Origin of the sequence: Paraburkholderia sp. GAS334, assembly GCF_050436625.1 — a bacterium.
Classification (GTDB): domain Bacteria; phylum Pseudomonadota; class Gammaproteobacteria; order Burkholderiales; family Burkholderiaceae; genus Paraburkholderia.
The window spans coordinates 191,267-213,099 of record NZ_JBNDMO010000005.1 but is presented as its reverse complement, the minus strand read 5'-3'; the positions used below and the strand labels follow the sequence as shown (position 1 = coordinate 213,099).

20 protein-coding genes are annotated in these 21,833 nt (G+C 62.3%); 13 read left to right on the top strand and 7 right to left on the bottom strand.

Annotated features, from left to right (window positions below):
• Positions 1-4: 4 nt before the first annotated feature.
• The 3 genes from P3T21_RS11820 to P3T21_RS11810 all read left to right on the top strand — a co-directional run bounded on the left by P3T21_RS11820 (position 5) and on the right by P3T21_RS11810 (position 4,592).
• A complete protein-coding gene (locus tag P3T21_RS11820) occupies positions 5-829 on the top strand; it encodes a Pnap_2097 family protein (RefSeq protein ID WP_429256110.1) in 825 nt (274 codons plus the stop codon).
• Positions 826-2,958 (top strand): methylmalonyl-CoA mutase, encoded by a 2,133-nt coding sequence (gene scpA / locus P3T21_RS11815; protein ID WP_429256109.1) that lies wholly within the window; start codon positions 826-828, stop codon positions 2,956-2,958. Before P3T21_RS11820 ends, scpA begins: the two co-directional genes overlap by 4 nt.
• 194 nt (positions 2,959-3,152) lie before the next feature.
• Positions 3,153-4,592, top strand: coding sequence for a PLP-dependent aminotransferase family protein (locus P3T21_RS11810; protein WP_429256108.1), 1,440 nt, complete (start codon positions 3,153-3,155; stop codon positions 4,590-4,592).
• Positions 4,593-4,646: 54 nt separating this feature from the next.
• Here P3T21_RS11810 and P3T21_RS11805 read toward each other — a convergent pair whose 3' ends face one another.
• Positions 4,647-4,994: a DUF934 domain-containing protein gene (locus P3T21_RS11805; RefSeq protein WP_429256316.1), complete on the bottom strand. Its 348-nt coding sequence runs from the start codon at positions 4,992-4,994 to the stop codon at positions 4,647-4,649.
• A gap of 26 nt (positions 4,995-5,020) precedes the next feature.
• A complete protein-coding gene (locus P3T21_RS11800; protein ID WP_429256107.1) occupies positions 5,021-6,811 on the bottom strand; it encodes a nitrite/sulfite reductase in 1,791 nt (596 codons plus the stop codon).
• Between the two features lie 262 nt (positions 6,812-7,073).
• Here P3T21_RS11800 and P3T21_RS11795 point away from each other — a divergent pair, with 262 nt between their 5' ends.
• Positions 7,074-7,247, top strand: coding sequence for a DUF2970 domain-containing protein (locus tag P3T21_RS11795; protein WP_429256315.1), 174 nt, complete (start codon positions 7,074-7,076; stop codon positions 7,245-7,247).
• A gap of 102 nt (positions 7,248-7,349) precedes the next feature.
• Here the strand turns inward: P3T21_RS11795 and P3T21_RS11790 are convergent, their stop codons facing one another.
• From P3T21_RS11790 to P3T21_RS11780, 3 genes are all read right to left on the bottom strand, one after another.
• A complete protein-coding gene (locus tag P3T21_RS11790) occupies positions 7,350-8,657 on the bottom strand; it encodes an SUMF1/EgtB/PvdO family nonheme iron enzyme (protein ID WP_429256106.1) in 1,308 nt (435 codons plus the stop codon).
• Positions 8,658-8,800: 143 nt separating this feature from the next.
• Positions 8,801-9,562 (bottom strand): helix-turn-helix domain-containing protein, encoded by a 762-nt coding sequence (locus P3T21_RS11785; RefSeq protein ID WP_429256105.1) that lies wholly within the window; start codon positions 9,560-9,562, stop codon positions 8,801-8,803.
• A 98-nt stretch (positions 9,563-9,660) separates the two neighbouring features.
• Positions 9,661-10,146, bottom strand: coding sequence for a universal stress protein (locus tag P3T21_RS11780; protein ID WP_429256104.1), 486 nt, complete (start codon positions 10,144-10,146; stop codon positions 9,661-9,663).
• A gap of 302 nt (positions 10,147-10,448) precedes the next feature.
• Between P3T21_RS11780 and P3T21_RS11775 the strand changes: the two genes are divergently transcribed.
• Entirely contained in the window at positions 10,449-11,138 is a 690-nt protein-coding gene (locus P3T21_RS11775) for a FadR/GntR family transcriptional regulator (protein WP_429256103.1), read from the top strand.
• A 73-nt stretch (positions 11,139-11,211) separates the two neighbouring features.
• Here the strand turns inward: P3T21_RS11775 and P3T21_RS11770 are convergent, their stop codons facing one another.
• Entirely contained in the window at positions 11,212-11,805 is a 594-nt protein-coding gene (locus P3T21_RS11770; RefSeq protein WP_429256102.1) for an acyl-homoserine-lactone synthase, read from the bottom strand.
• A 159-nt stretch (positions 11,806-11,964) separates the two neighbouring features.
• Here P3T21_RS11770 and P3T21_RS11765 point away from each other — a divergent pair, with 159 nt between their 5' ends.
• Positions 11,965-12,288, top strand: a complete 324-nt coding sequence (locus P3T21_RS11765) for an XRE family transcriptional regulator (RefSeq protein WP_429256101.1) — start codon at positions 11,965-11,967, stop codon at positions 12,286-12,288.
• Here P3T21_RS11765 and P3T21_RS11760 read toward each other — a convergent pair.
• A complete protein-coding gene (locus P3T21_RS11760; RefSeq protein WP_429256314.1) occupies positions 12,272-12,976 on the bottom strand; it encodes a helix-turn-helix transcriptional regulator in 705 nt (234 codons plus the stop codon). The two genes, P3T21_RS11765 and P3T21_RS11760, sit on opposite strands and share 17 nt — an antisense overlap.
• 621 nt (positions 12,977-13,597) lie before the next feature.
• Between P3T21_RS11760 and P3T21_RS11755 the strand changes: the two genes are divergently transcribed.
• The 7 genes from P3T21_RS11755 to P3T21_RS11725 all read left to right on the top strand — a co-directional run bounded on the left by P3T21_RS11755 (position 13,598) and on the right by P3T21_RS11725 (position 21,788).
• A complete protein-coding gene (locus tag P3T21_RS11755) occupies positions 13,598-14,539 on the top strand; it encodes a dihydrodipicolinate synthase family protein (protein WP_429256100.1) in 942 nt (313 codons plus the stop codon).
• A 77-nt stretch (positions 14,540-14,616) separates the two neighbouring features.
• A complete protein-coding gene (locus P3T21_RS11750) occupies positions 14,617-16,197 on the top strand; it encodes an aldehyde dehydrogenase (NADP(+)) (RefSeq protein WP_429256099.1) in 1,581 nt (526 codons plus the stop codon).
• A 178-nt stretch (positions 16,198-16,375) separates the two neighbouring features.
• Positions 16,376-17,314: an SMP-30/gluconolactonase/LRE family protein gene (locus P3T21_RS11745; protein WP_429256098.1), complete on the top strand. Its 939-nt coding sequence runs from the start codon at positions 16,376-16,378 to the stop codon at positions 17,312-17,314.
• A 283-nt stretch (positions 17,315-17,597) separates the two neighbouring features.
• Entirely contained in the window at positions 17,598-18,752 is a 1,155-nt protein-coding gene (locus P3T21_RS11740) for an extracellular solute-binding protein (protein ID WP_429256313.1), read from the top strand.
• Positions 18,753-18,892: 140 nt separating this feature from the next.
• Positions 18,893-19,972, top strand: a complete 1,080-nt coding sequence (locus P3T21_RS11735; RefSeq protein WP_429256097.1) for an ABC transporter ATP-binding protein — start codon at positions 18,893-18,895, stop codon at positions 19,970-19,972.
• A complete protein-coding gene (locus tag P3T21_RS11730) occupies positions 19,969-20,847 on the top strand; it encodes an ABC transporter permease (protein WP_429256096.1) in 879 nt (292 codons plus the stop codon). Before P3T21_RS11735 ends, P3T21_RS11730 begins: the two co-directional genes overlap by 4 nt.
• Positions 20,847-21,788: an ABC transporter permease gene (locus tag P3T21_RS11725; protein ID WP_429256095.1), complete on the top strand. Its 942-nt coding sequence runs from the start codon at positions 20,847-20,849 to the stop codon at positions 21,786-21,788. The genes P3T21_RS11730 and P3T21_RS11725 overlap by 1 nt, the downstream gene beginning before the upstream one ends.
• Positions 21,789-21,833: the final 45 nt, after the last annotated feature.

Genomic DNA, 21,833 nt, shown 5'->3' with positions numbered 1-21,833 from the left:
GCCTATGCAGAACACGACTGGACGCTATCGCGCCGGCATGCCGCAACTAAGCTTCACCGGCCTGTCGGAGAACTGGCTGCTGAAGGAATGCGGGCATCGCCATTGGGAGGCGCTGGCCGCGCACACGGGGCGAGCCACGCCGGATTTCAGCGACGACAACGGCGGCCGATCATATGCCGCCTTCACCGCGATCCGCCTGTGGGCGCACGGTTTCGATGCCGTGCGCGAGAACGACGACTTCGAGATTCACACCGCGTTATGCAGGACCGGTCCGGTCCGGCACTTCAGCACTCACCGCATCGTGCGTGGCGGTGCGTCGATCGCGGAGGTGTCGATGTCGTCGACGTTCGTCACGCGCGGAGAAGCGCGCAACAATCGCTCGGTCGCACGCGCAACGCTTGCCGCGCTGGCGGGTGCGGTCAGTCCGGCGCCCGACGAAGCGCTTGCCATGACGCAAACGGGCAAGCGCCTGAGGGCAGGAGACTGGGCATCATGCGAAGGTCTTGCGCCTGCCGTGCACGAGGCCGCCGAGTTTCTTCCATGCCCGAACAACGACTTCAACGGCGCGGACTTTCTCTACTTCGCGAGCTTCCAGTCGTTCGTTGATCGCGCCGAATGGCAACGGCACCGGTTTGCGGAGCCGCCCGTGATCGCGAGCCGGTCGCTGCACTTCTATGGCAATGTCAATGTCGGCGACGCGTTGAGCGTGCAGGTCATTGGCGAGCGCGAAAACGGGCAGGGCATCACGCATTGGAGTGAAGTGCGACGTGGCAGCGACAACCTGAAGATCGCCGATGTCGTCACGGAAAAACACTGGAGACAGCGATGAGATCCGCCGTCAGACGCGAGGCGCCGATGCGAGTGCGGTCCCGACGGCGCGCCGTGCCGCTGAAGACGCTTTATACCGCCTCCGATCTAGCCAACGTCGCGCATCTGAACGGTATGCCTGGCACCGCGCCGTTCGTGCGCGGTCCGTACGCGTCGATGTACACGGCGAAGCCGTGGACGATTCGACAATACGCAGGCTACGCAGAAGCCGCCGATTCGAACTTCGCGTTTCGCACTGCGCTCGAGGAAGGGGCGCAGGGTTTGTCTGTTGCGTTCGATCTGCCGACCCAGCGCGGCTACGATTCTGACGATCCGCGCGCGAGCGCCGATGTCGGGTTGACCGGGGTCGCGATCGATACGGTCGAAGATATGATGCGTCTTTTCGCGGGCATTCCACTCGACCGAACGTCGGTATCGATGACGATGAACGGCGCGGTGCTGCCGGTGCTGGCTGCCTTCATTGTTGCGGCCGACGAGCGCGGCGTGGACGCGGCACAGCTCACCGGCACGATTCAAAACGACATTCTCAAAGAGTTCATCGTGCGCAACACCTGCATCTTCGCGCCTGAACCGTCGTTGCGAATCGCAGCCGATGTGGTCGACTATCTTGCGCAGCATGCTCCCCGCTTCAACGCACTATCGGTGTCCGGCTATCACTTTCAGGAGGCCGGCGCCGATCCCGTGCTCGAACTGGCGCTGACGATGGCCAATGCGCGCACTTACGTCGAAACGCTTGGCGAGCGCGCAATGAGTGCCGACGACGCCTGTGAGCGCATGAGCTTCTTCTTCGGCGTCGGCACGGATTTCTATGTCGAGGTGGCGAAGCTGCGCGCGGCGCGTCTCGTCTGGTCGGAACTGGCAACACAGTGCGGTGCGACTTCCGATAAAGCGCGCGCTCTCCGGATGCATTGCCAGACGTCCGGCTGGTCGCTGACCGCGCAGAAGCCGTCGAACAACATCGTGCGCACCACCGTCGAAGCGCTGGCGGCCGTATTCGGCGGCACGCAGTCGCTGCATACGAACGCTTACGACGAAGCGCTCGCCTTGCCGTCGGCATCGTCGTCGCGCCTCGCTCGCGACACGCAACTCATGCTTCAGCACGAAATGGGACTGTGCGACGTCGTCGATCCGTGGGCCGGTTCGTACATGATGGAAGCGTTGACGGCCGACATCGCAGCGCGCGTCCGTTCGCTGATCGGCGAGATCGACGCGCGCGGCGGCGTCGTGCAATCGATCCGCTCGGGATGGATTCGCGAACGCATTCACGAATCGGCTGTGACGCTGCAGGCGGAAATCGATAGCGGGCAACGAATCGTGGTGGGCGTCAATGCGTTCGTTCATGGCGATGCGGACGAAGCCCACGCATGTTTCGAGCTGGACGGAAAACAGGCGCGTGGCCACCAGGTGCGTCGAATCGCAGAGGTCAAACTGCGGCGCAATGCGGAGCATGTGGCGCGTGCGTTGGGAGCGCTTGAAACGGCCGCGCGCGAGGGCACAGGCAATCTGCTCGCGTTGACGATCTGCTGCATGCGTGCGCGCGCGACAGTCGGTGAATGCACGCGCGCTCTCGAAGCCGTGTGGCCGCGTCCTGGAATCAGTTTGCATGCTAGCGCTGGCATTTATGAAAAAACGCTTTCATCGGATGCAATGTGGAAGGCTGCCTGCGACCAGGTCGACAGGTTGACATCGACGCTGGGACGCAAACCCCGCGTGATGATCACGAAGCTCGGGCAGGACGGCCACGATCGCGGCGCGCAAGCGGTGGCTGCCGCGTTGTTCGATGCGGGCTTCGACGTCGTGTCCAATGAGCTCTTCATCGCGCCCGCGGAAGTTGCGCAGCGCGCGCTGGCAAATGACGTCGACATGATTGGCGTGTCGTCGCTCGCGGGCGCCCATGTCGAGTTGACGTCGCAATTGATGCATGAACTGCGCGTGCGTCGTGCCTCGATACCCGTTGTGCTGGGCGGGAACGTTCAGGCGGAAAGCACGAGTGTGCTGAAAGCGCTGGGCGTCGCCGATTTTTTTCTGCCTGGCACACGTATGCACGAAATTGTGCTGCGCATGGCGCGGCTCGTGGAGGGCGTCGCAGACCGGCAAGCGGGCGAAATGGACGAGCGAACGGTGGCGTGAGCAGCTGACGGAGGCACGCGAAGCGCGAGGCCGGGTTACGGCAATGACTTTTCTCACGCGTTCATCGCCGCCGCGATGGTTGCCGTCATCATCTTCGTGTCGGTGTGTCGAATCGGGCGTTGATTGCACAGCGTTGTCGCCGTTAATATGAAAGGCTCAGGCGCATTCCCGCGCGCCGGAACGACGGACGTTTGATGAGACGATACGAAGTACTCGCCAACACGATGGCGACAGAAATACGCTCGGGCAGCCTTGCCGTCGGTGCGCGTATGCCCTCGCTGCGTCAGGTCATCGTGCAGCATGGTGTCAGCCAGTCCACTGTGTTTCGTGCGTACTATCTGCTTGAAGAGTGGGGCCTCATTCGCGCGCAGGAGCGCTCCGGCTACTACGTTGCGCGGGGCGCGGCGGTGTCGGGCGAACGGGCGCCGCGGCCGGCGCGGACGCTTGCCGACTCTGCGAAGGTCGATATCAGCGAGCTGGTCTTCAACGTTCTTGAAGCTGCCAGACATCCGGGCGTGGTGCCGCTCGGCTCGGCGTTTCCGTCTCCGTTGCTGTTTCCGTTGCCACGGCTTGCAAAGTCGCTTGCACAATCGGTGCGGCTTATCAGTCCGTGGAGCACGGTGGTCGATTTGCCGCCTGGCAATGAGGCGCTGCGTCAGCAGATTGCGCTTCGCTATCTTGGCATGGGCCTTTCGCAGCCGATGGAGGAGATCGTCGTGACCAACGGTGCGCTGGAGGCGTTGAACCTGTGCCTGATGGCAGTGACGCGGCCAGGCGATGTGGTCGCGGTGGAGTCACCTGGTTTCTATGCGGCGCTGCAGGCGATCGAACGGCTCGACTTGCGTGCCGTCGAAATTCCGGTCGATCCGCTGACTGGCCTCGACCTCGACGCGCTCGCGCAAGCTTTGGACAGACATCCGATCCGCGCGTGCTGGTTCATGACGAACTTTCAGAATCCCACTGGCGCAACGTTGTCGCTGGAGAAGAAGAAGGCGTTAGTCGAATTGCTCGCGCAACATGACGTGCCGTTAATTGAGGACGACGTCTACGGCGAACTGCATTTTCAGGCTGACTATCCATTGCCTGCGATTGCATTCGACAAGAAAGGACTTGTGATGCACTGCAGTTCTTTCTCGAAGACGCTCGCGCCCGGTTACAGAATCGGCTGGGCGGCTGCCGGTGGATTTGCGGACAAGGTGCAGCGGCTCAAACTGATGACGACGCTTTCGTCGAGCATTCCCGCGCAAGCGGGCATCGCGGACTATCTGCAGCATGGTGGCTATGGCAAGCACCTGCGCAAGCTTCGCGCTGCGTTGTGCGCGCAGCGCGAAGCGATGGATGCGGCGCTGCGCCGCTGGATGCCGCCCAGCGTTCGCTGGACGTTGCCGGCAGGCGGTTATTTCGTGTGGCTCGAATTCCCCGACGAGATCGACGCGTTGGAACTGCACAGGCTTGCGATCGAACATGGTTTCAGCCTCGCGCCGGGACCCATTTTCTCGGCGACCCGAGCGTTCAGAAACTGTGTGCGGCTCAACTTCGGGCATCCATGGAGCGCGAAAATCGATCGCGCAATGCGTGTCCTCGCCGAACTCGTGCAGCAGGCGATACGGCGCGATAACGCCCGGCACTCGTGAGTCACATTTAACACGTTACCGCCACCTGTTGCACTGAAAACGAGTGGCCCTTCTTTACACGCGATGCGTCAGATCGCGCTGATAAAACGCTGGGAATCGATCAAACTGCTTCCGCGCGTCCGCTGGATCGAGGCCCTCGTTCAACACAGCGCTCGAAAAACCCGTGCGCTCCATCTGGAGCAACTGGTCGACGAGCACGTCACCGGTTGCACGCAAGTCGCCTTTGAAACCGAGCCGGCGACGCAGCAGATACGCCTGGCTATACGCGCGGCCATCGGTGAATTGCGGAAACTCGAGCTCGATGCGGTCAATGCCATCTAACGTGTCTTTCAACGACAACGGGTCTTCGTCGTTAGCGAGTCTGAGCACGCGCAATGCGTACTCCGCCTGGTGCTCGGGCATCGTCAGAAGCCGGATGCGCTCCGTTGTCATGCGAGATCCTCCACTTTGACGCGGACTTCATCGGCCGCCGACCTGAACGGACCCAGTCCGATACGCTGGACGGTTTCGGTGAACCGTTCCGTTTGTCCTTCCACATCGCATCGCGCGTCGCGATAGGTGGCGATAAGCGCCTCCACGACGTCCGGCACTTCCGCCGCCGAAAACGACGGCCCGATCACCTTCCCCGCGCGCGCGGCGCCGCTTGCATTGGAACCGTCGGCGCCGCCGAGCGTGACCTGATACCACTCTTGTCCATCCTTGTCGACGCCGAGAATGCCGATATGACCGCTGTGATGATGGCCGCACGAGTTGATACAGCCGCTGATGTGCAGGTCGATTTCGCCGATATCGTGCAGTTCGTCGAGATCCTGATAGCGCTCCGTGATGGCCTCAGCAATGGGAATCGAACGGGCGTTGGCGAGTGCGCAGAAGTCGCCGCCGGGGCACGCGATCATGTCGGTCAACAGATGCACGTTTGCACTCGCGAGACCCGCGCTGCGGGCTGCCTGCCAGAGATCGAACAGGTCGTCGACATGCACCCACGGCAGCACGACATTCTGCGTATGCGTGACGCGTGCTTCACCGGCAGAAAAGCGCTCGACGAGATCGGCGACGAGATCGAGCTGTTCTGCCGACGCATCGCCCGGCGCCTGGTTCAAGCGCTTGAACGAGAGCGTGACGATACGCATCGATGGATTTTTATGCGACGCGACGTTGCGCTGCAGCCAGCGCGCGAACATGGGATGTTGCGCAGCCATCGCGTTCAGCGCGGCAAAAGAGGCTTGCGGGTCGTGCGCGGTTCTCGCGCGTCGCTGCGGCGGCACGAACGACGCTCGCACGCGATCGAGCTCCGATTGCGGAATCGTGTGAGGCCCGCCATCCTCTTCGACGATCGCGCGGAATTCCGCTTCGACGTCGTCGATGTAGCGTTGTCCCTCGGCCTTGACGAGGATCTTTATGCGCGCCTTGTACTTGTTGTCGCGCCGTCCATAGCGGTTATACACGCGTACCACCGCCTCGATGTAGTTCATGATGTGCTGCCACGGCAGGAACTCGCGCAGCACCGTCGCGGTCATCGGCGTGCGCCCCATGCCGCCGCCCACGGAGACACGAAAGCCCAGATCACCATGCTCGTTCGACAGCAGTCGCAAGCCGACATCATGCCAATCGGTGGCAGCGCGATCGTCGATGGCCCCCGTTATCGCGATCTTGAATTTGCGTGGCAGGAACGCGAACTCGGGATGCAACGTCGTCCATTGCCGCATGATTTCGGCGAAAGGACGGGGGTCGGCGATTTCGTCGGGCGCCACGCCCGCGCGTTCATCACACGAGATGTTGCGAATGCAGTTCCCGCTCGTCTGGATACCGTGCATATCGACGCTTGCCAGCAGATCCATCACGTCGGCTGCTTTCGACAGCGGAATCCAGTTGAACTGTACGTTCGTGCGGGTCGTGAAGTGCGCGTAATGCGTCGGCAGGTTCAACGTGCCCAGCTTGCGCTGGGTCGTTGACGCGAGCTCGTACACATTCGCTTCGGGCGCGTCGTATTCGCGCGCGATGCGCGCCAGCACGCGCAGCTGTGCGGCCGACAGTTCACCGTATGGCACGGCGACGCGCAGCATCGGCGCGTGGCGTTGCACATACCAGCCGTTCTGCAGGCGCAGCGGACGGAATGCGTCCTCGTCCAGCTTGCCGGCCTGCCAGCGCTCGAGCTGATCACGGAACTGCGCAGCGCGGCTGCGCACGAACGCCTTGTCGAATTCGGTGTATTGATACATGGGGAAGTTTCTGCGGACGTGTCGCGGTAGCCGAAGTTAGCTGTCGCGCGCACGCGAGACAAGAAGCAGATGTCGACGAAACGAACGCAGCAGACGGGTTTCCGGTTTACCTCGCCCGACGCGTGTGACCCGTTTCCGCCTGCTGTCGTCAAACCGGAGCCAACTGCTGCTGTCTCGTGCGCCGCAACCGCTTTATGATCAAGTGGAGGGCAATGCTTTGCCGTTGGTCAACCGCGAGGGGTGTGCCGTGACTTTCCTTAGAATGTTGAGAATCGTGCTGTGGAGTTTTTTTGGTGTAGGCAAGGGCGCGTCGCATCAGGCCGACATGGCGGCGATAAAATTGCCGTTTCTGCCCTTGGTGGCGATTGGGCTAGCGGGAGGTTTCGGTGTGCTCTTATTCTGCCTTGCGCGGTTTGCGACGACCGTAGCGCACTGAGCCATCTGAGCAAACCGGATGACGTGTGCTGACTGATGAAGCATCAGTTGAAAAAATTTGCGTTAAACCAATAGGCCAAATTTGTTTCCAACTTTCGCTTTATTAGTCACCACGCACGCAGCGAAACCCCGCATACACGTATTGATATCGCGGCTGGAACCAGTTGCGAAACGTCGGACGTAGCATGCACGCCGCCGTGCGCGCCGATCCGCCTTTGAGCACGTAATGCTGGCCGTCGAAGAAGTTCGCCGAATAGCCCAGATAAAACGGAAATGCCTCGAAGCCTGGCAACGCATCGAACAACGTCGACGTCCATTCCCAGCCGTTGCCGAACTGCCCTTCGACGCCGAACGCGCTGACGTTATCCGGATGCGCATCGACGGCCTGAGGATCCCAGCTACGGAAGTCGAAATTGCCGGACGCCGCGTGCGGCGCGCCGTGCGCTGCGCGTTGCCACTGCGCTTCGGTCGGCAGCGTCTTGCCGGCCCAGCGTGCGTACGCGCTGGCTTCGGCGTGGCTCACATACACGGGCCAGTTTTCGGGCAGCGGAATATCGTCGAACATCGTGCGCAAGCGCCAGCCGCGCGCGCCATCGCCGTTACCTTCGCGCAGCGACCAGCTGGCGGGGTGTCCGATGTGTTCGGCTTCCTTCCACGCCCAGTCCCTGTCGGTCCACAGCGACTTGTCGCGATAACCGCCTGCCTCGACGAACGCGCGATACGCGCCGTTTGTCACCATATGACGGTCGATCTCGAACGCGGGCACATCGACGCGCAGTTCGCCGAATTCGTTATCCCAGCCGAAGGCGCCGGCTTCGCGCGACATACCAAGAACGGTCGAGCCAGCCGGGACGCTGACCATCGAATTGCCTGTGATCTCGCCGCTCCCGAACGTCGTGTTGACGGATTGCTGCGGCACGACCTTCTGCTCGATGGGCAACTGATGCAGCATGTACGCGAGCGTTTCGGCGTGCATCAGCCGATGCTCGATCGCGACGTGCAGCAGTTGCTCTGCTGACGCCGTGCGCATGCCTTCATTCGTGATTTCCAGCGACGTGAGCTTCTGGTCGATCTGCGCGCGCGCCTGCGCGGCATATTCACTGACGACCTCGAGCGATGGCCAGTCGGACGGCACATCAGTCGGAAAGCCGTCGTCGACCGGATCGATGCCGAACGCGAAAAGCTGGTCGAGTTCGGAACTGAGCGCAGGGAGGTCGAACAGGCGTCGATCGAAGAGATTTCGATCGAACGCTTCGAGATGGCCGATGTAGAACACGATCCGGTGACGTTCACGGATCGGACGCTCGTAAAGAAACTCGGGTTTGACGACGGCAAACAACGCGTCGGTGACGCGGCGGGCTTCGATGAGTCGATGGACGAGCGGGTGCTGCAGTGCGGGATCGCGATTCATTGCGCCGGGTCTCCTTGGAGGGCACGGTACGGAAACTGTACGTGCTTGCAGAAGGCATGCCAAACCGCAATGATATCCGCCATTTTGCGGCCGCGCTCTTGCGCGCGGCCCGGAGCGACCGAGGCGGCGGCCGCGTGCGCTGACTAGAGCTGACGCAGTCCGTCAAAATCGACGATGCGGATGAATTTGCCCTGCGTGTCGATCAGGCCGCGCTTTTGAAATCTTGACAGCGTACGGCTGACCGTTTCGAGCGTGATGCCAAGATAGCTGCCCATTTCCTCACGCGTCATGCGCAGATTGAATTCGTTTGACGAATATCCACGCTGCGCATTGCGTTCGGACACATCCACCAGGAAAGCAGCCACGCGCTCGTCGGCACTCTGCGAGCCGAGCACCATCATCTGCTTCGCCTCGCGCACGATCTGATCGCCCATCAGCTTGTGCAGCCGGTCCTGCATCGAACCGATTTCACGGCACAGACGTTTGAGCGCCGGATACGGGACGATACATACCGAGCTGTCCTCAAGCGCGACCGCGCTGCACGCGTGGTGGTCGGTGCTGATGCCGTCGAGGCCAAGCGGCTCGCCTGCGAGTTTCAGCCCGGTTACCTGTTCGCGGCCGAGACGGTGTGCCATCACCGTTTTCAGCGCGCCCGACCGGACGGCGTACAGGTTATCGAACGGGTCGCCGGTTCGATAGAGCGCTTCGCCACGTCGCACCGTGCGCGCATTGCAAATGAGCGCCTCGAGCTTTGGCAGATCTTCGGCGCGCAGGCCTTGCGGCATGCAAAGCTGCCGCATCGCGCATGTCGAACAGCGGGCCGCATCGCGCCCGGCGCGCACGGACGGGACAGCGCGGGCGGACCGATGCGCGGCAGACTGGGAAAGCGCGACGGGAGTGAGCATGTTCGGAAGGCCGGGAAAGTGATGATGTCCTGATTGTCCCACCGGCCTCTGCATGGCCTGAGTGACAAAAGGACGCGTGGGCGTCTTGTCTGAAAATGTCAGGCGGCGCTGGTTTTTTCTGGCGACGGTTGCCCGTCTCCGACTGCGGAAGGCACCAGCAAGACAGGCAGCTTTGCCTGCCGTACGCAGCGTTCCGCGACGCTGCCGAGAATCAGCCGCTGAAAGCCGCGCCGGCCGTGCGTGCCCATCACGAGCAGATCCGCGTTGAACGCGGCGGCGGCCTTGAGCACCAGCACGGAAACATCCTCGAGCGACGAGGCTTCGCCCGTCGCGACGGCGCCTTGTACGCCGGCGTCACGCATGAGCTGCAGTAATTCCGCGTCGAGTTCCTTGCCCTGTGCGATCAGACTGTTGCGCAGGATCGACGGGTCATAGCCGGGCGCGTCGAAATACATGGGCGAGTTCTCGACGGCGTAGAACGCCTGCAACACTGCACCGTTCGACTTCGCGAGATCGAGCGCAGCGTGGAACGCACGGCGCGACGTTTCGCTGCCGTCGACCGCAACCAGGATACGTGAGTACATGAGACCTCCGCAGCAGAGGGGTCGACGCACGATGCGGAACGACCCAGGAGAAAGGGCACTGCGAGAACACTACGAGCGCACTTGATTAAAGCCTGAGATTAAATGATCACCTAAAACCGCAGACATTTCCTTGATGTAAATCAAGTCGTAAGGTCGGGGTACTTGACCGCGAGGAAGCAGCGGAGCCATACCGGGCGAGGCTTTCAGCCGCCACACGGCTTGCCGTCTATCAGAATCAGGCGGGCACGGCGCAAAGTTTGCCTTACAATCATGCTCTATTCAGACAAGCTGCGGCATCGATGATGAACGAGCGGAAATCCTCGGGGTTGCCCGAAAAGATCTACGGCGACATCCTGAACCAGATCCTGGAAGGCGAGTACAAGGAGGGCGAGCGGTTGCCTACCGAGCACGCGCTGGCGGAGCGCTTCGAGACATCGCGCCCGACGGTGCGGGAAGCGCTCGCGCGTCTGCGCGCCGACGGCATCATTGTCACGCGGCACGGCTCGGGAACCACGGTCGCGCGCCGGCCCGATCCGGACGTGCGCCGCTTCGCGCCGCTCGAAACGCTCTCGGACATCCGTCGCTGCTACGAATTTCGCATCGTCACGGAGGCGGGCGCTGCGGCGCTGGCCGCGCAGCAGGCCGAAGCCGACGATGTCGCGGCGATCCAGCATGCATGGGATGAGCTCGAACGCATCATCGAAACACAGGGCATTGGCGCAAAAGACGACTTCGCATTCCATCTGGCAGTCGCGCGGGCGTCGAAGAACCAGTTTTTCATCACCGTGATGTCGTTCATCGAAGAGCAGATCGTGTTCAGCATGAACCTGTCGCGCAATCTGTCGCTCGTGAAAACGCTGGAGCGGCAGCGTCTCGTGCAGCGCGAACATCTTGCCGTGCTGGAGGCGATCCGCAGCAAGGACTCCGCCGCCGCTGGCCAGGCCATGCGCGCTCACCTCGAAAACGCGCTCAACCGGATGTTCGGGTCGTGAGCGGCGAATAAACGCCGCCCTGTGCGCAACTGTCCGCACACCGGCCTGCACACCGGCCCACAACCCGCACGCATCAGGCTGCGGCAGCCATCGGCCCGAATAGCGCGGCCCGCGTCTGCGGGCTGACCGCGATCTCCAGCGCCACCGCATTTTCCACGCCGATCCGCAGCGGCGGCCCGAGCCGTCGCAGCTCGATGCCCGTCTTGCGCAGCAGGCGCTCGATCGGCGTCGTCGTCACCGTGACGTAGCGCGTGATGCCCATCCGGTCGGCGAATGTCACGAGTTCGTGGATCGCGTGCATCGTCAGATCGGCAAAGCCAAACGTTTGCTCTTCGCCGCCGGTCTCGACGACAAAGCGGCTCAGTTCCCAGATATGCCGCCCGACCGGCGCTGCGTCGCCATGCAGCAGTTGCGGGAACGTGTCCTTCAGCATGTTCGGGCCTTCGGTCGTCATCAGGCGCCAGCAGCCGCGCACGGCGCCCGCCTTGTCCTGTATCAGCATGTAATGCGGGCCGAGTGCGTCATAGCCGTCGATCTCCATCCCCGCGATCGTCGGAATGTCCCATCCAAGCCGCCCATGAAACACACGGGCGCGCAGCCGGTACATCTCGTTGATGTGATCGTTGTCAAATTCTTGACGCAGGCCAATCCGGATAGCTGCTTGCATGTCGTTCTCCATTACGCGTTGGTTAGCCAATACGCATGAAAACTTATGCATTTCGGGTCGAAATACCACCTACCTACCTGGATAGGTGTGCCCCGTTCCGGAGTCCGTGGAGAATCGATTTACCGATCCCGGCAGCAGCCAGTCAAACAGGCGGACATCATGGAACTACTAGAAAATTATTGGCAACCGGCTCATCGCGCGGCCAGCGCGGACCGTTCGTCGGAGGCGTCTTCGTCCGTGGACCGCGTGCTGATCATCGCGTTCCGGAAAAAGAAGAAGGAGAGCCAGCGGCGCTTCTGGGCGCGGTTCGGCGTCACGCAATCGCGTGGCAGCCGGTTTGAGTCCGGCGCGGAGATTCCGGCGCCGGTGTCGATCCTGCTCGGTCTTTACTTCACCCGGACGGTCTCCGACAGCGATCTTGGCCGGGCGGAACGTGCGCTGCACGACCGCAAGGTGTTCGACCTCGTCAATCAGGGTCAATAACGCCGAGTTGCGTTGCGATGACCGCGGCCGCGCGCCGCGAGTTCACGCCGAACTTCGTCCGGATGTTCTTCATGTGAAAGTTCACGACGGCTTCCGAGCAGTTCAGGATGTGTGAAATCTCCCACGTGGACTTGCCTCGCGCAGTCCACTTCAAACATTCGCGTTCGCGCGGCGTGAGCTTCGGGATCAACTCCTGCGTATGTGCGTTCACGTGACGCTGGCTCGTATCGATCACCAGATCGCGCAACAGCACAAGATTCGGCAGCGCGACATCCACATGCCGCCAGAAATCGTCAGTCGGCGAGCTGTCGTTGACGAAGCACAGCATGCCCGCTTCCTGCCTTGGCCCGTGAATCGGCAGCGTTACGCCGGCGCGCAGGCCGTACGCGCGGGCTTCCTCGTACATGGATTGTTGCGGCTCGGTCGCAAAGATTTCGGGCGACCACACGAGCGGCGAGGAACGGGTCGCGCAGTGCGAGACGGTCGGGTCGATGTGCATGTGGCCCTGCTCGACATAGGCGCGTCGCCAGGAAGGCGCGTAGGTGCTGCGCACATAGGCGTCCTCCAGACGCATGCCCGGGCGCGGCAGCATCGCCAGCAGAACCTGGTTGAAGCCCCATCCGTCGGCGAGACGCGTGATGGCGTCGAACCAGGTGGTTTCTTCGGTGGCCTCGAGCAGCGGTGACATCTGCTCAATAAAATGTAATGGCACGGGCGACTCCCTCAGATCGCGGCGGGCCAGGCCGCTAATAATAACGGTGCGAACGCGTGGTTTGCGCCTGTCTGTTTCATTAATCTATCACCATTTTTATTCTGCTCCGCAAGCCGTATGAACATTGCGGGTTTCAGAAAGCGGCATTCCGCGTTGATTTTTTGCATTTTGCCGCGCCCCTGCCAGCGGGCGTCTTTGCTGTGTGGCGACTGGACGCTATATCAGCAGGGACATAGCGGGAAAATGCGGCGTTTTGAATCGGATTTAATTGAACCGTGTCGATATGAGTCGATTAATTTCCTCGTTGACGCGAGGCCGACGGAAATCTTTTTGGCGCACCCACGCGCAAACGGCGGATTCGCGTGACGAGCGCTTCGTGTTGTCATACGAGACAGATAACGATAAATCGACATATCGCGCCGCAGACAGCTGGAAAGCGTCATAAAACCGGTTGAGAATCAGGCTTCCATGCTGCGTCGCGGCGTGGATCGACCTCTCCGGTACGGATCAGGTAGTCGCCCGACTTGTTTGACAACTTGGGCGCACGGTGCTACCCTGGCATGCGCGCTCCGACCCGATCCGTGCTGCTGAGGTGCCATGAACGTCTCCCCGATTTCCGACAACGAGTTTGCCGCCACCGTGATGGCGGTGCCGCCGCTTGCCCGCCGCGCCGACTATTCGCTCGATGCTGTCGAGAACCAGAAGCTGATCCGGCACATCGAGTCGGGCGGTGTGCGCACGCTGCTGTATGGCGGCAACGCGAATCTCTATCACGTCGCGGTCAGCGAATATCGTGAACTGCTCGATCTGCTCGCGGAAAGCGCCGGCCACGCGACGCGCGTGATCCCCGCGATCGGCCCCGACTACGGCAAGATGCTCGATCAGGCGCGCATCCTCGCGCAGACGAACTACCGCACCGCGATGGTTCTGCCGCTCGGCGGCTTCACAACTTCGGAAGGCGTCGAGGAAGGCCTCACGCGCATCGTCGATGTGGCGGGCATGCCGCTCACGCTCTATATCAAGAGCGAGGACTACGTCGACGTCGATACGCTCGCGCGTCTCATCGATCGCGGCACGCTGATCGCCGTGAAATACGCCATCGTCCGCGACAATCCCGGCGATGACGCCTACCTTCGGCGTCTGCTCGAAAGCGTGAGCCCGTCGAAGGTGATCTCGGGCATGGGCGAGCGGCCGGCGCTCGTGCATGTGCGCGACTTCGGCCTCGCCGCGTGGACCACCGGTTCGGGCTGCATCGCGCCGCATTCGGTGATGGCGCTCCTGCGAGCCGCGAAAGAAAACCGCACGGCCGAGGCGCAGCGCATCTACGACGCCTTCATGCCGCTCGAAACGCTGCGCGATGACATCTCGCTGATCCGCGTCCTGCACGACGCGGTGACCTTCTCGAAGATCGCCGACATGGGCGCGATCCTGCCACTGCTCAGTTCGACGCCGGTCGAACATCATGCGAAGATCAACGCTGCGGCTGAGGCGCTGCTCGCATTCGAGCATCAATACGCGGAACCGTCAGCGAAGGCCTGACGCCGCTTCCCACTATCTGATTTGCGCTGCGTGGCGAGGGAAGGCTGTCGCCCGCAACGTTCGACTGGAGTTGCAAGATGCAGATCACAGGAGACATGCTCATCGGCGCGTCCGCGGTGCGGGGCGCCGAGGGCACACTGCGCGCGTTCGACCCGGCCCGCAACGCGGAAATCGAACCCGTCTTTGGCGCGGGCAGCGCCGCCGATGTCGACCGGGCGTGCAAACTCGCTGCGCTCGCGTTCGATCCGTACCGCAGCGCGCCGCTCGAAACCCGCGCGCGCTTTCTCGAAGCGATCGCCGACAACATCGTCGCAATCGGCGACGAACTGATTGAACGCGCGCATATCGAATCGGCTTTGCCGAAGGCGCGCATCGAAGGCGAGCGCGGCCGCACCGTCGGTCAGCTAAAGCTCTTCGCTTCGCTCGCGCGCGAAGGCCGCTGGCTCACCGCGACGCTCGATTCGGCGTTGCCTGATCGCAAGCCGCTGGCGCGTCCCGATCTGCGTCTGCAGAAGATTCCCGTCGGACCCGTCGCCGTCTTTGGCGCGAGCAATTTTCCGCTCGCGTTTTCGGTGGCTGGCGGCGACACGGCGTCGGCGCTGGCGGCGGGCTGCCCGGTTGTCGTGAAAGCGCATCCGGCGCACCTCGGCACGTCGGAACTCGTCGGCCGCGCGATCCAGAAAGCGGTCGCCGACACGGGCTTGCCGGAAGGCGTGTTTTCGCTTCTCGTCGGCGCTGGCAATGCAGTTGGTGAAGCGCTGGTCGCGCATCCGGCGATCAAGTCGGTCGGCTTCACGGGGTCGCGTCGCGGCGGTCTTGCGCTGGTCGATATTGCATCGAAGCGTCGCGAGCCGATTCCGGTATTTGCCGAGATGAGCAGCATCAATCCGTTCTTCCTGCTGCCCGGCGCACTGGCTAAGCGTGGTCAGGCAATCGCTTCCGCCCTCGTCGATTCGGTGACGCTCGGCGTCGGCCAGTTCTGTACGAATCCCGGTCTCGTGATCGTGCTCGATAGCCCGCACACGCAGGCGTTCATCGACGCCACCGCGCAGGCGCTCGCAAAAAAGGAAGCGCAGACGATGCTGTCGCCGGGCATCGCTTCGGCGTACAAGGCTGCCGTCGAGCAACGTGCCGAAACGGATGGCGTGCGCAGCGTCGCGCAGGGCACGCCTTCGCGCGCATCGTGTCCGGCGCTGCCCGCGCTCTTCACGACGAGCGCCGCGCAGTTTCTTGCTGCGGCGGAACTTGAAGACGAAATCTTCGGGCCGACTTCACTGATCGTCACGTGTGGCGACATCGACGAAATGATCAAGGTGACCGGGTATATCGAAGGCCAGCTCACGGCCACATTGCAACTCGAGCCGGACGACTACGATCTCGCGCGCAAGCTGCTGCCGACACTCGAGCGCAAGGCCGGCCGAATTCTCGCGAACGGCTTTCCGACGGGCGTCGAAGTGTCCTACGCGATGGTGCACGGCGGGCCGTTCCCGGCTACGTCGGATTCGCGCGCGACGTCGGTCGGCGCAACGGCGATCGAGCGATTCCTGCGGCCAGTGTGTTATCAGGATTTGCCGGCGGCGCTGTTGCCTGAAGCATTGCACGACGACAATCCGCTGAAGCTGTGGCGTCTGCGTGACGGCAAGCTCGGGCAGAGCTGATCGTCGGTTGATTGTTTGACGAACGTTGTCGCGCGTCGCGATGTGCTCCGCTCCCGTCACCAGTAACGGGAGCGCGGCGGCAACCGGCAGAGCACGCGCGGCGCGATCCGCCAGCGGCACGCTTCCATCCACCGCGCATCGCACACAAGAAGCGCATAAGAAGCGCATAAGGAGACTCATGACAGACAACAACCGTCGCTATCCCGATCCCGCCATCCGCGTTCTCGATCATCGTTTCAACGCGCTGCGCATCGCTTCGGCATCGGTCGAATGCCTGTATCAAGGCGCGCGCTGGTCTGAAGGGCCAGTATGGTTCGGTGACGGGCGCTATCTTCTGTGGAGCGATATCCCGAACAACCGCATCCTGCGCTGGGACGAAGAGACCGGCGCGGTCACGCCGTTTCGTCAGCCGTCGAACAACGCAAACGGCCATACACGCGATCGCGAAGGACGCCTTGTCAGTTGCGAGCACCTGACGCGCCGCGTCACGCGCACCGAATACGACGGCACGATCACCGTGCTCGCCGACGGCTATCTCGGCAAACGCCTGAACTCGCCTAACGACGTCATCGTGAAGTCGGACGGCTCGATCTGGTTCACTGACCCAAGCTTCGGCATCGATGGTTTTTACGAAGGCGAAAAGGCGGAGCCGGAATTGCCGCAGTGCGTGTATCGCATCGACGGGCAGAGCGGCGAAGTTACCCTCGTTGCCGACGATATCGAAGGTCCGAATGGCCTGGCATTTTCGCCCGATGAATCGCGACTGTATGTGGTTGCATCGCGCGAGTCGCCGCGCACGATACGCGTGTTCGACGTCGCCCCCGATGGCCGCACGGTGGATAACAACCGCGTACTGATCGATGCCGGCAAAGGCACGCCAGACGGCTTTCGCGTCGATATCCACGGCAACCTGTGGTGCGGCTGGGGCATGGGCACGGACGAACTCGACGGCGTCCGCGTGTTCACGCCGCATGGCGAGGCGATCGGACATATCGCGCTGCCGGAGCGGTGCGCGAACGTGTGCTTCGGCGGACGCCATCGCAACCGGCTCTTCATGGCGGCGAGCCACGGCCTGTACTCACTGTACGTGAATACCCAGGGGGTAAAAGGCGGCTAGGCACGCGACTGCAAGTGGATAGAGTTGCCTGACATGTACCGGGCTAAACCCGTAGAGCGGCGCGCTTTCTGGGAAATCAATATGCCGTTAAGCCATTGTCTATAAAGGGATTGACGGAAATCACGGCTCGCGGGAAAGCATAGCCGGCACCCTACAATTTGCTTGACGTCAGATGTGCGCGTTGGCAATGTTCCATAACGCGAGACACGTACCGCCGGCAGCGCACCTGAACTGGCGGACTTCCATACCAACGAAGCGAGGAGATGCAATGACTATTTCCGGCATGTTGTCAGTGAGGATTGCGGCTGTCTGTCTGGCGGTCGGCGCGGCATTCGCGCCTGCTGCGCGCGCGGCGGATCCGGTGACCCTGAACATCGTCGACGTCGCGGGCGATCTTCAACTGACGCAGAAGGGCTTCGAGGCTTTCAAGGCGAAGTACCCGAACCTCGTTTCGAACATCACTTACACCAACGCACCTGCGCCGCAACTGCCGGGCAAGATCAAGGCGATGCAGGCCGCGGGCCGTTCCGACATCGATCTCGTGCTGACGGGCACCGATGCGCTTGCCGCCGGCATCGAACAGAACCTGTGGCAGAAGCTGCTGCCGGACAGCGCGGCCGCTTTCCCGGGCGTGCTCGATAACTACGCGCCGGGTCCGCGCAGGATGCAGGACCTCGCGCAAGGCTTCGGACTCGAAGTGGCGTACATGCCGGCGGGCCCGCTGCTCGAATACAACCCGGGGAAGGTCAGCGATCCGCCGAAGACGCCCGAGCAGTTGCTGCAATGGTGCAAGGCGCATCCGGACAAGCTGATCTACGCGCGTCCGGCTAACTCCGGCCCGGGCCGCACGTTCCTGATGGGCCTGCCGTACATTCTTGGCGACAAGGATCCGCACGATCCGATCAACGGCTGGGACAAGACGTGGGCTTTCCTCAAGCAGTTGAACGACTGCATTCCGTATTACCCGGGCGGCACATCGGCCGTGATGAAGGAGCTTGGCGAAGGCACGCGCGACATGACCGTCAGCGTGACGGGCTGGGACATCAACCCGCGTGCGCTCGGTATCGTGCCGGCCGAATTCCGCGTGCAGGCGTTCGACAACATGACGTGGGTCAACGACGCCCACTTCATGGTGATTCCGAAAGGCGTGCCGAAGGAAAAGCTCGATGTGCTCTACAAGCTGATCAATTTCATGCTGGAGCCGGCGCAGCAGGCACTGACCTATGACGACGGCTACTTCTATCCAGGCCCGGCGATCAAGGGCGTGACGATCGAACAGGCGCCCGCGCAAAGTCAGGACGTGTTGAAGAAGTTCGGCCGGCCCGAGTATGCGAAGTTGCTGGCGGATCGTCCGCACGTTTTGCCGTTGAACGCGGCCGCGATGGTTGCTGCGTTCCAGAAGTGGGACCGCGAAGTCGGCGCACAGAAGACGAAGTAAGGGTGTTTCCAGGTCGCGTTAAGGGTATCGCTTTTCCGCGCTGCCCTTCACGCGGCAGCCATGGCAAAGGCACGTTTATACGATCGGCGCGGTGGAGCTGGAGCATCTCGCGGTGCCGTCGCCAGTATCAGGAAACCGTCATGAAGCATCACTTTGAGCAGTTGCGTCTCGATTCGGTCAGCCGCAGTTTCGCGAATGCCGAAGGCCATGCGATTGCGGCCCTGCAGGGTCTCGATCTGAACATTCAGCGCGGCGAATTCATCGCGCTGCTTGGGCCTTCGGGTTGCGGCAAATCCACTGCCCTGAATTGCATCGCGGGCCTTCAGCCGTTAACGGGCGGCGGCATCTGGCTCGACGACACACGCATCGACGTGTTGCCGCCGGAAAAGCGCGGCTTTGGCATGGTGTTCCAGAGCTACGCGCTGTTTCCGCACATGTCGGTGCTGGAGAACGTCGGCTTCGGTCTGAAGATGCGCGGCGTTCCGAAAAGCGAAGCCGCGCGTCGCGCGCGCGAAGCGCTGCAACTCGTGCAGCTTGTTGGTCACGAACGCAAGCTGCCGGGGCAGTTGTCGGGCGGTCAGCAGCAGCGCGTCGCGATTGCGCGCGCGATCGTGATCGAGCCCCCGCTCATTTTGATGGACGAGCCGCTGTCCAATCTCGACACCAAACTGCGCATCGAAATGCGCGCCGAAATCCGCCGTATCCACAACCAGCTTGAACGCGCGACGATCTACGTGACGCACGATCAGGATGAAGCCCTCTCGATGGCGGACCGTATCGTCGTGATGAAGGAAGGCGTGGTGCAGCAGGTCGCATCGCCGAAGGAAGTCTATGGCCGGCCGAAGAATCTGCACGTCGCGCGTTTCATGGGTTATCGCAACGTGGCTGAATTCACGCTCGAGGGTACGCAGGGCGAAGGTGTCGCGATGACGGCGAACGGTGTGCGGCTTGTCGGCACGCCGATGGAAGGATTCAACAGCAAACGCGTGAGCGTGGCCCTGCGTCCCGAAGACCTGGAGCGCGCAGCGCCAGGCGCGGAAAACGCATTCGACGCCGACGTGACGACCGTCGAATACGGCGGCCGCGATTCGCTGATTCGCGTGAAGACGGCGTTCGGCGAGCTTTGGGCGCGTCTAGCGGGCGAGTTCACCGAAGGCGAGCGCATCAGTCTGCGCGTGCCGCCGTCGCGCACGCTGGTGTATGACGGAGAAGCGTCATGAGCACGGCGCTGCTGTTGCCGCCGCGCGCGCCGCGCGACACCAGGGCGTGGCTCGTCGCGCCTGCGCTGATCTTCATTCTTGCGCTCTTCATCTATCCGTTTGCCTACGGCCTCGTGCTGTCGTTCCAGCCGATGAACGGTGGCGGCGTGTGGGGCAACTACAGGACGTTCTTCTCGGACACGTCGATGTGGCCGACGATCATCGTCACGTTGAAGCTCGCCGTGCCCGCGACGCTGATCAACGTCGGTGTGTCGATTCCCGTGGCGTTCGCGTTGCGCCGCAATTCTCCGTACCAGAAGTTCGTCACGACACTGCTTGTGATTCCGGTCACGCTCGGCACCGTGCTGATCGCCGACGGCATGCTGACGTACTTCGGTCCGAACGGCTGGTTCCCGCAGGCGTTGCAGGGCCTGCATCTCTATTCCAGCGAAGTGCGGCTCACGCATAACTACTGGGGCGTGCTGATCTCGCTGATTGTGTCGGGCTTTCCGTTTGCGTTTCTGCTGACGCTCTCCTACGTGACCGGCATCGATCCGACGCTCGCCAGTGCCGCCGCGACGCTTGGCGCAGGTTCGTGGCAGCAGTTCCGCCAGATCTATCTGCCGCTGCTGGTGCCCGGTCTGACGATGGCCGCGTGTCTGTCGTTCGTGCAGGCGTTTTCCGTGTTTCCGTCGGCGGTGCTGCTGGGCGCACCGGCGGGGCCGACACGCGTGATGTCGATCGCGGCCGCTGAAGCCGCGTTCGAAAGTTACGACTATTCGCTCGCATCGGCCATTGCGATGGTGATGGGCTTTGTGCAGCTGGTAGTCGTTGCAGCGATGCTCGGCGCGCGTCGGTTCTTCTATAGCGGACCGGTGACGGGAGGGAAGGGCTGATGGCAACCGATCACCACGCCACGCGTCCGTGGTCACCTTCGGCGACGCAGTCTGACGGTAATCGCAAGGGTGGTAACGATGGCGCGCAACCGTCGCGCGCGGAGAAGCAGCGCACGAGTCTGTCGGATCGTCTATGGAAAGCGTTCGTGTGGGGGGTGATGGCTTTCTTCCTGCTGAACGTCGTGCTGCTGATCGCGACAGTCGCGGTCAACTCGATCGCGACGCGCTGGTTTGGCACGCTGTTGCCGCAAGGTTTCACGCTGCACTGGTACGCGCAGGCGTGGCGCGACTTCCAGCTGGCGAACGTATTGTGGGTGACCGTTGAAGTCGTGGGTGCGGTCGTGCTGCTGTCGGTCGCGCTCGGCGTGCCGGCGGCCTATGCGCTCGCCCGCGTGCAGTTTCCCGGCAAGCGCTTCGCCATGCTCGTCTTCCTGCTGCCGCTGATGGTGCCGCCCGTCACGTACGGTATTCCGATGGCGACCGTGATGTACAAGGTCGGCCTGGCCGGCACGCTGTCTGGCGTGATCCTCGCGAATCTGGTGCCGGCGCTGCCGTTCGTGATTCTCGTGATGACACCGTTTATCGAACAGATCGATCCGAACCTGGAATCGGCGGCGCGCATTTTCGGCGCGAACACGTTCCGGTATTTTCGCTACGTGCTGCTGCCGCTGCTCGTGCCGGGTATGCTGGCGGCCGGGCTGCTGGTGCTGGTGCGTACGATCGGCATGTTCGAGCTGACATTTTTCACCGCCGGACCGGCCACGCAGACGCTCGTCGTCGCGTTGTATTACGCTGTGTTTTCAACCGGTGTACGCGCGCCGCAGTCGATCGACGCGATGGCGATGATCTATATGGCCATTACGCTGATCTGGGTGCTGATCGCGTTGCAGTTCGTGAGCCCGACGCAGATCGTGTCGCGCGTGAAACAACAGAAAGCGTGACGCGTGCGCATGCACGCGCAACGTTGTATGTAACCAGGACGTGGC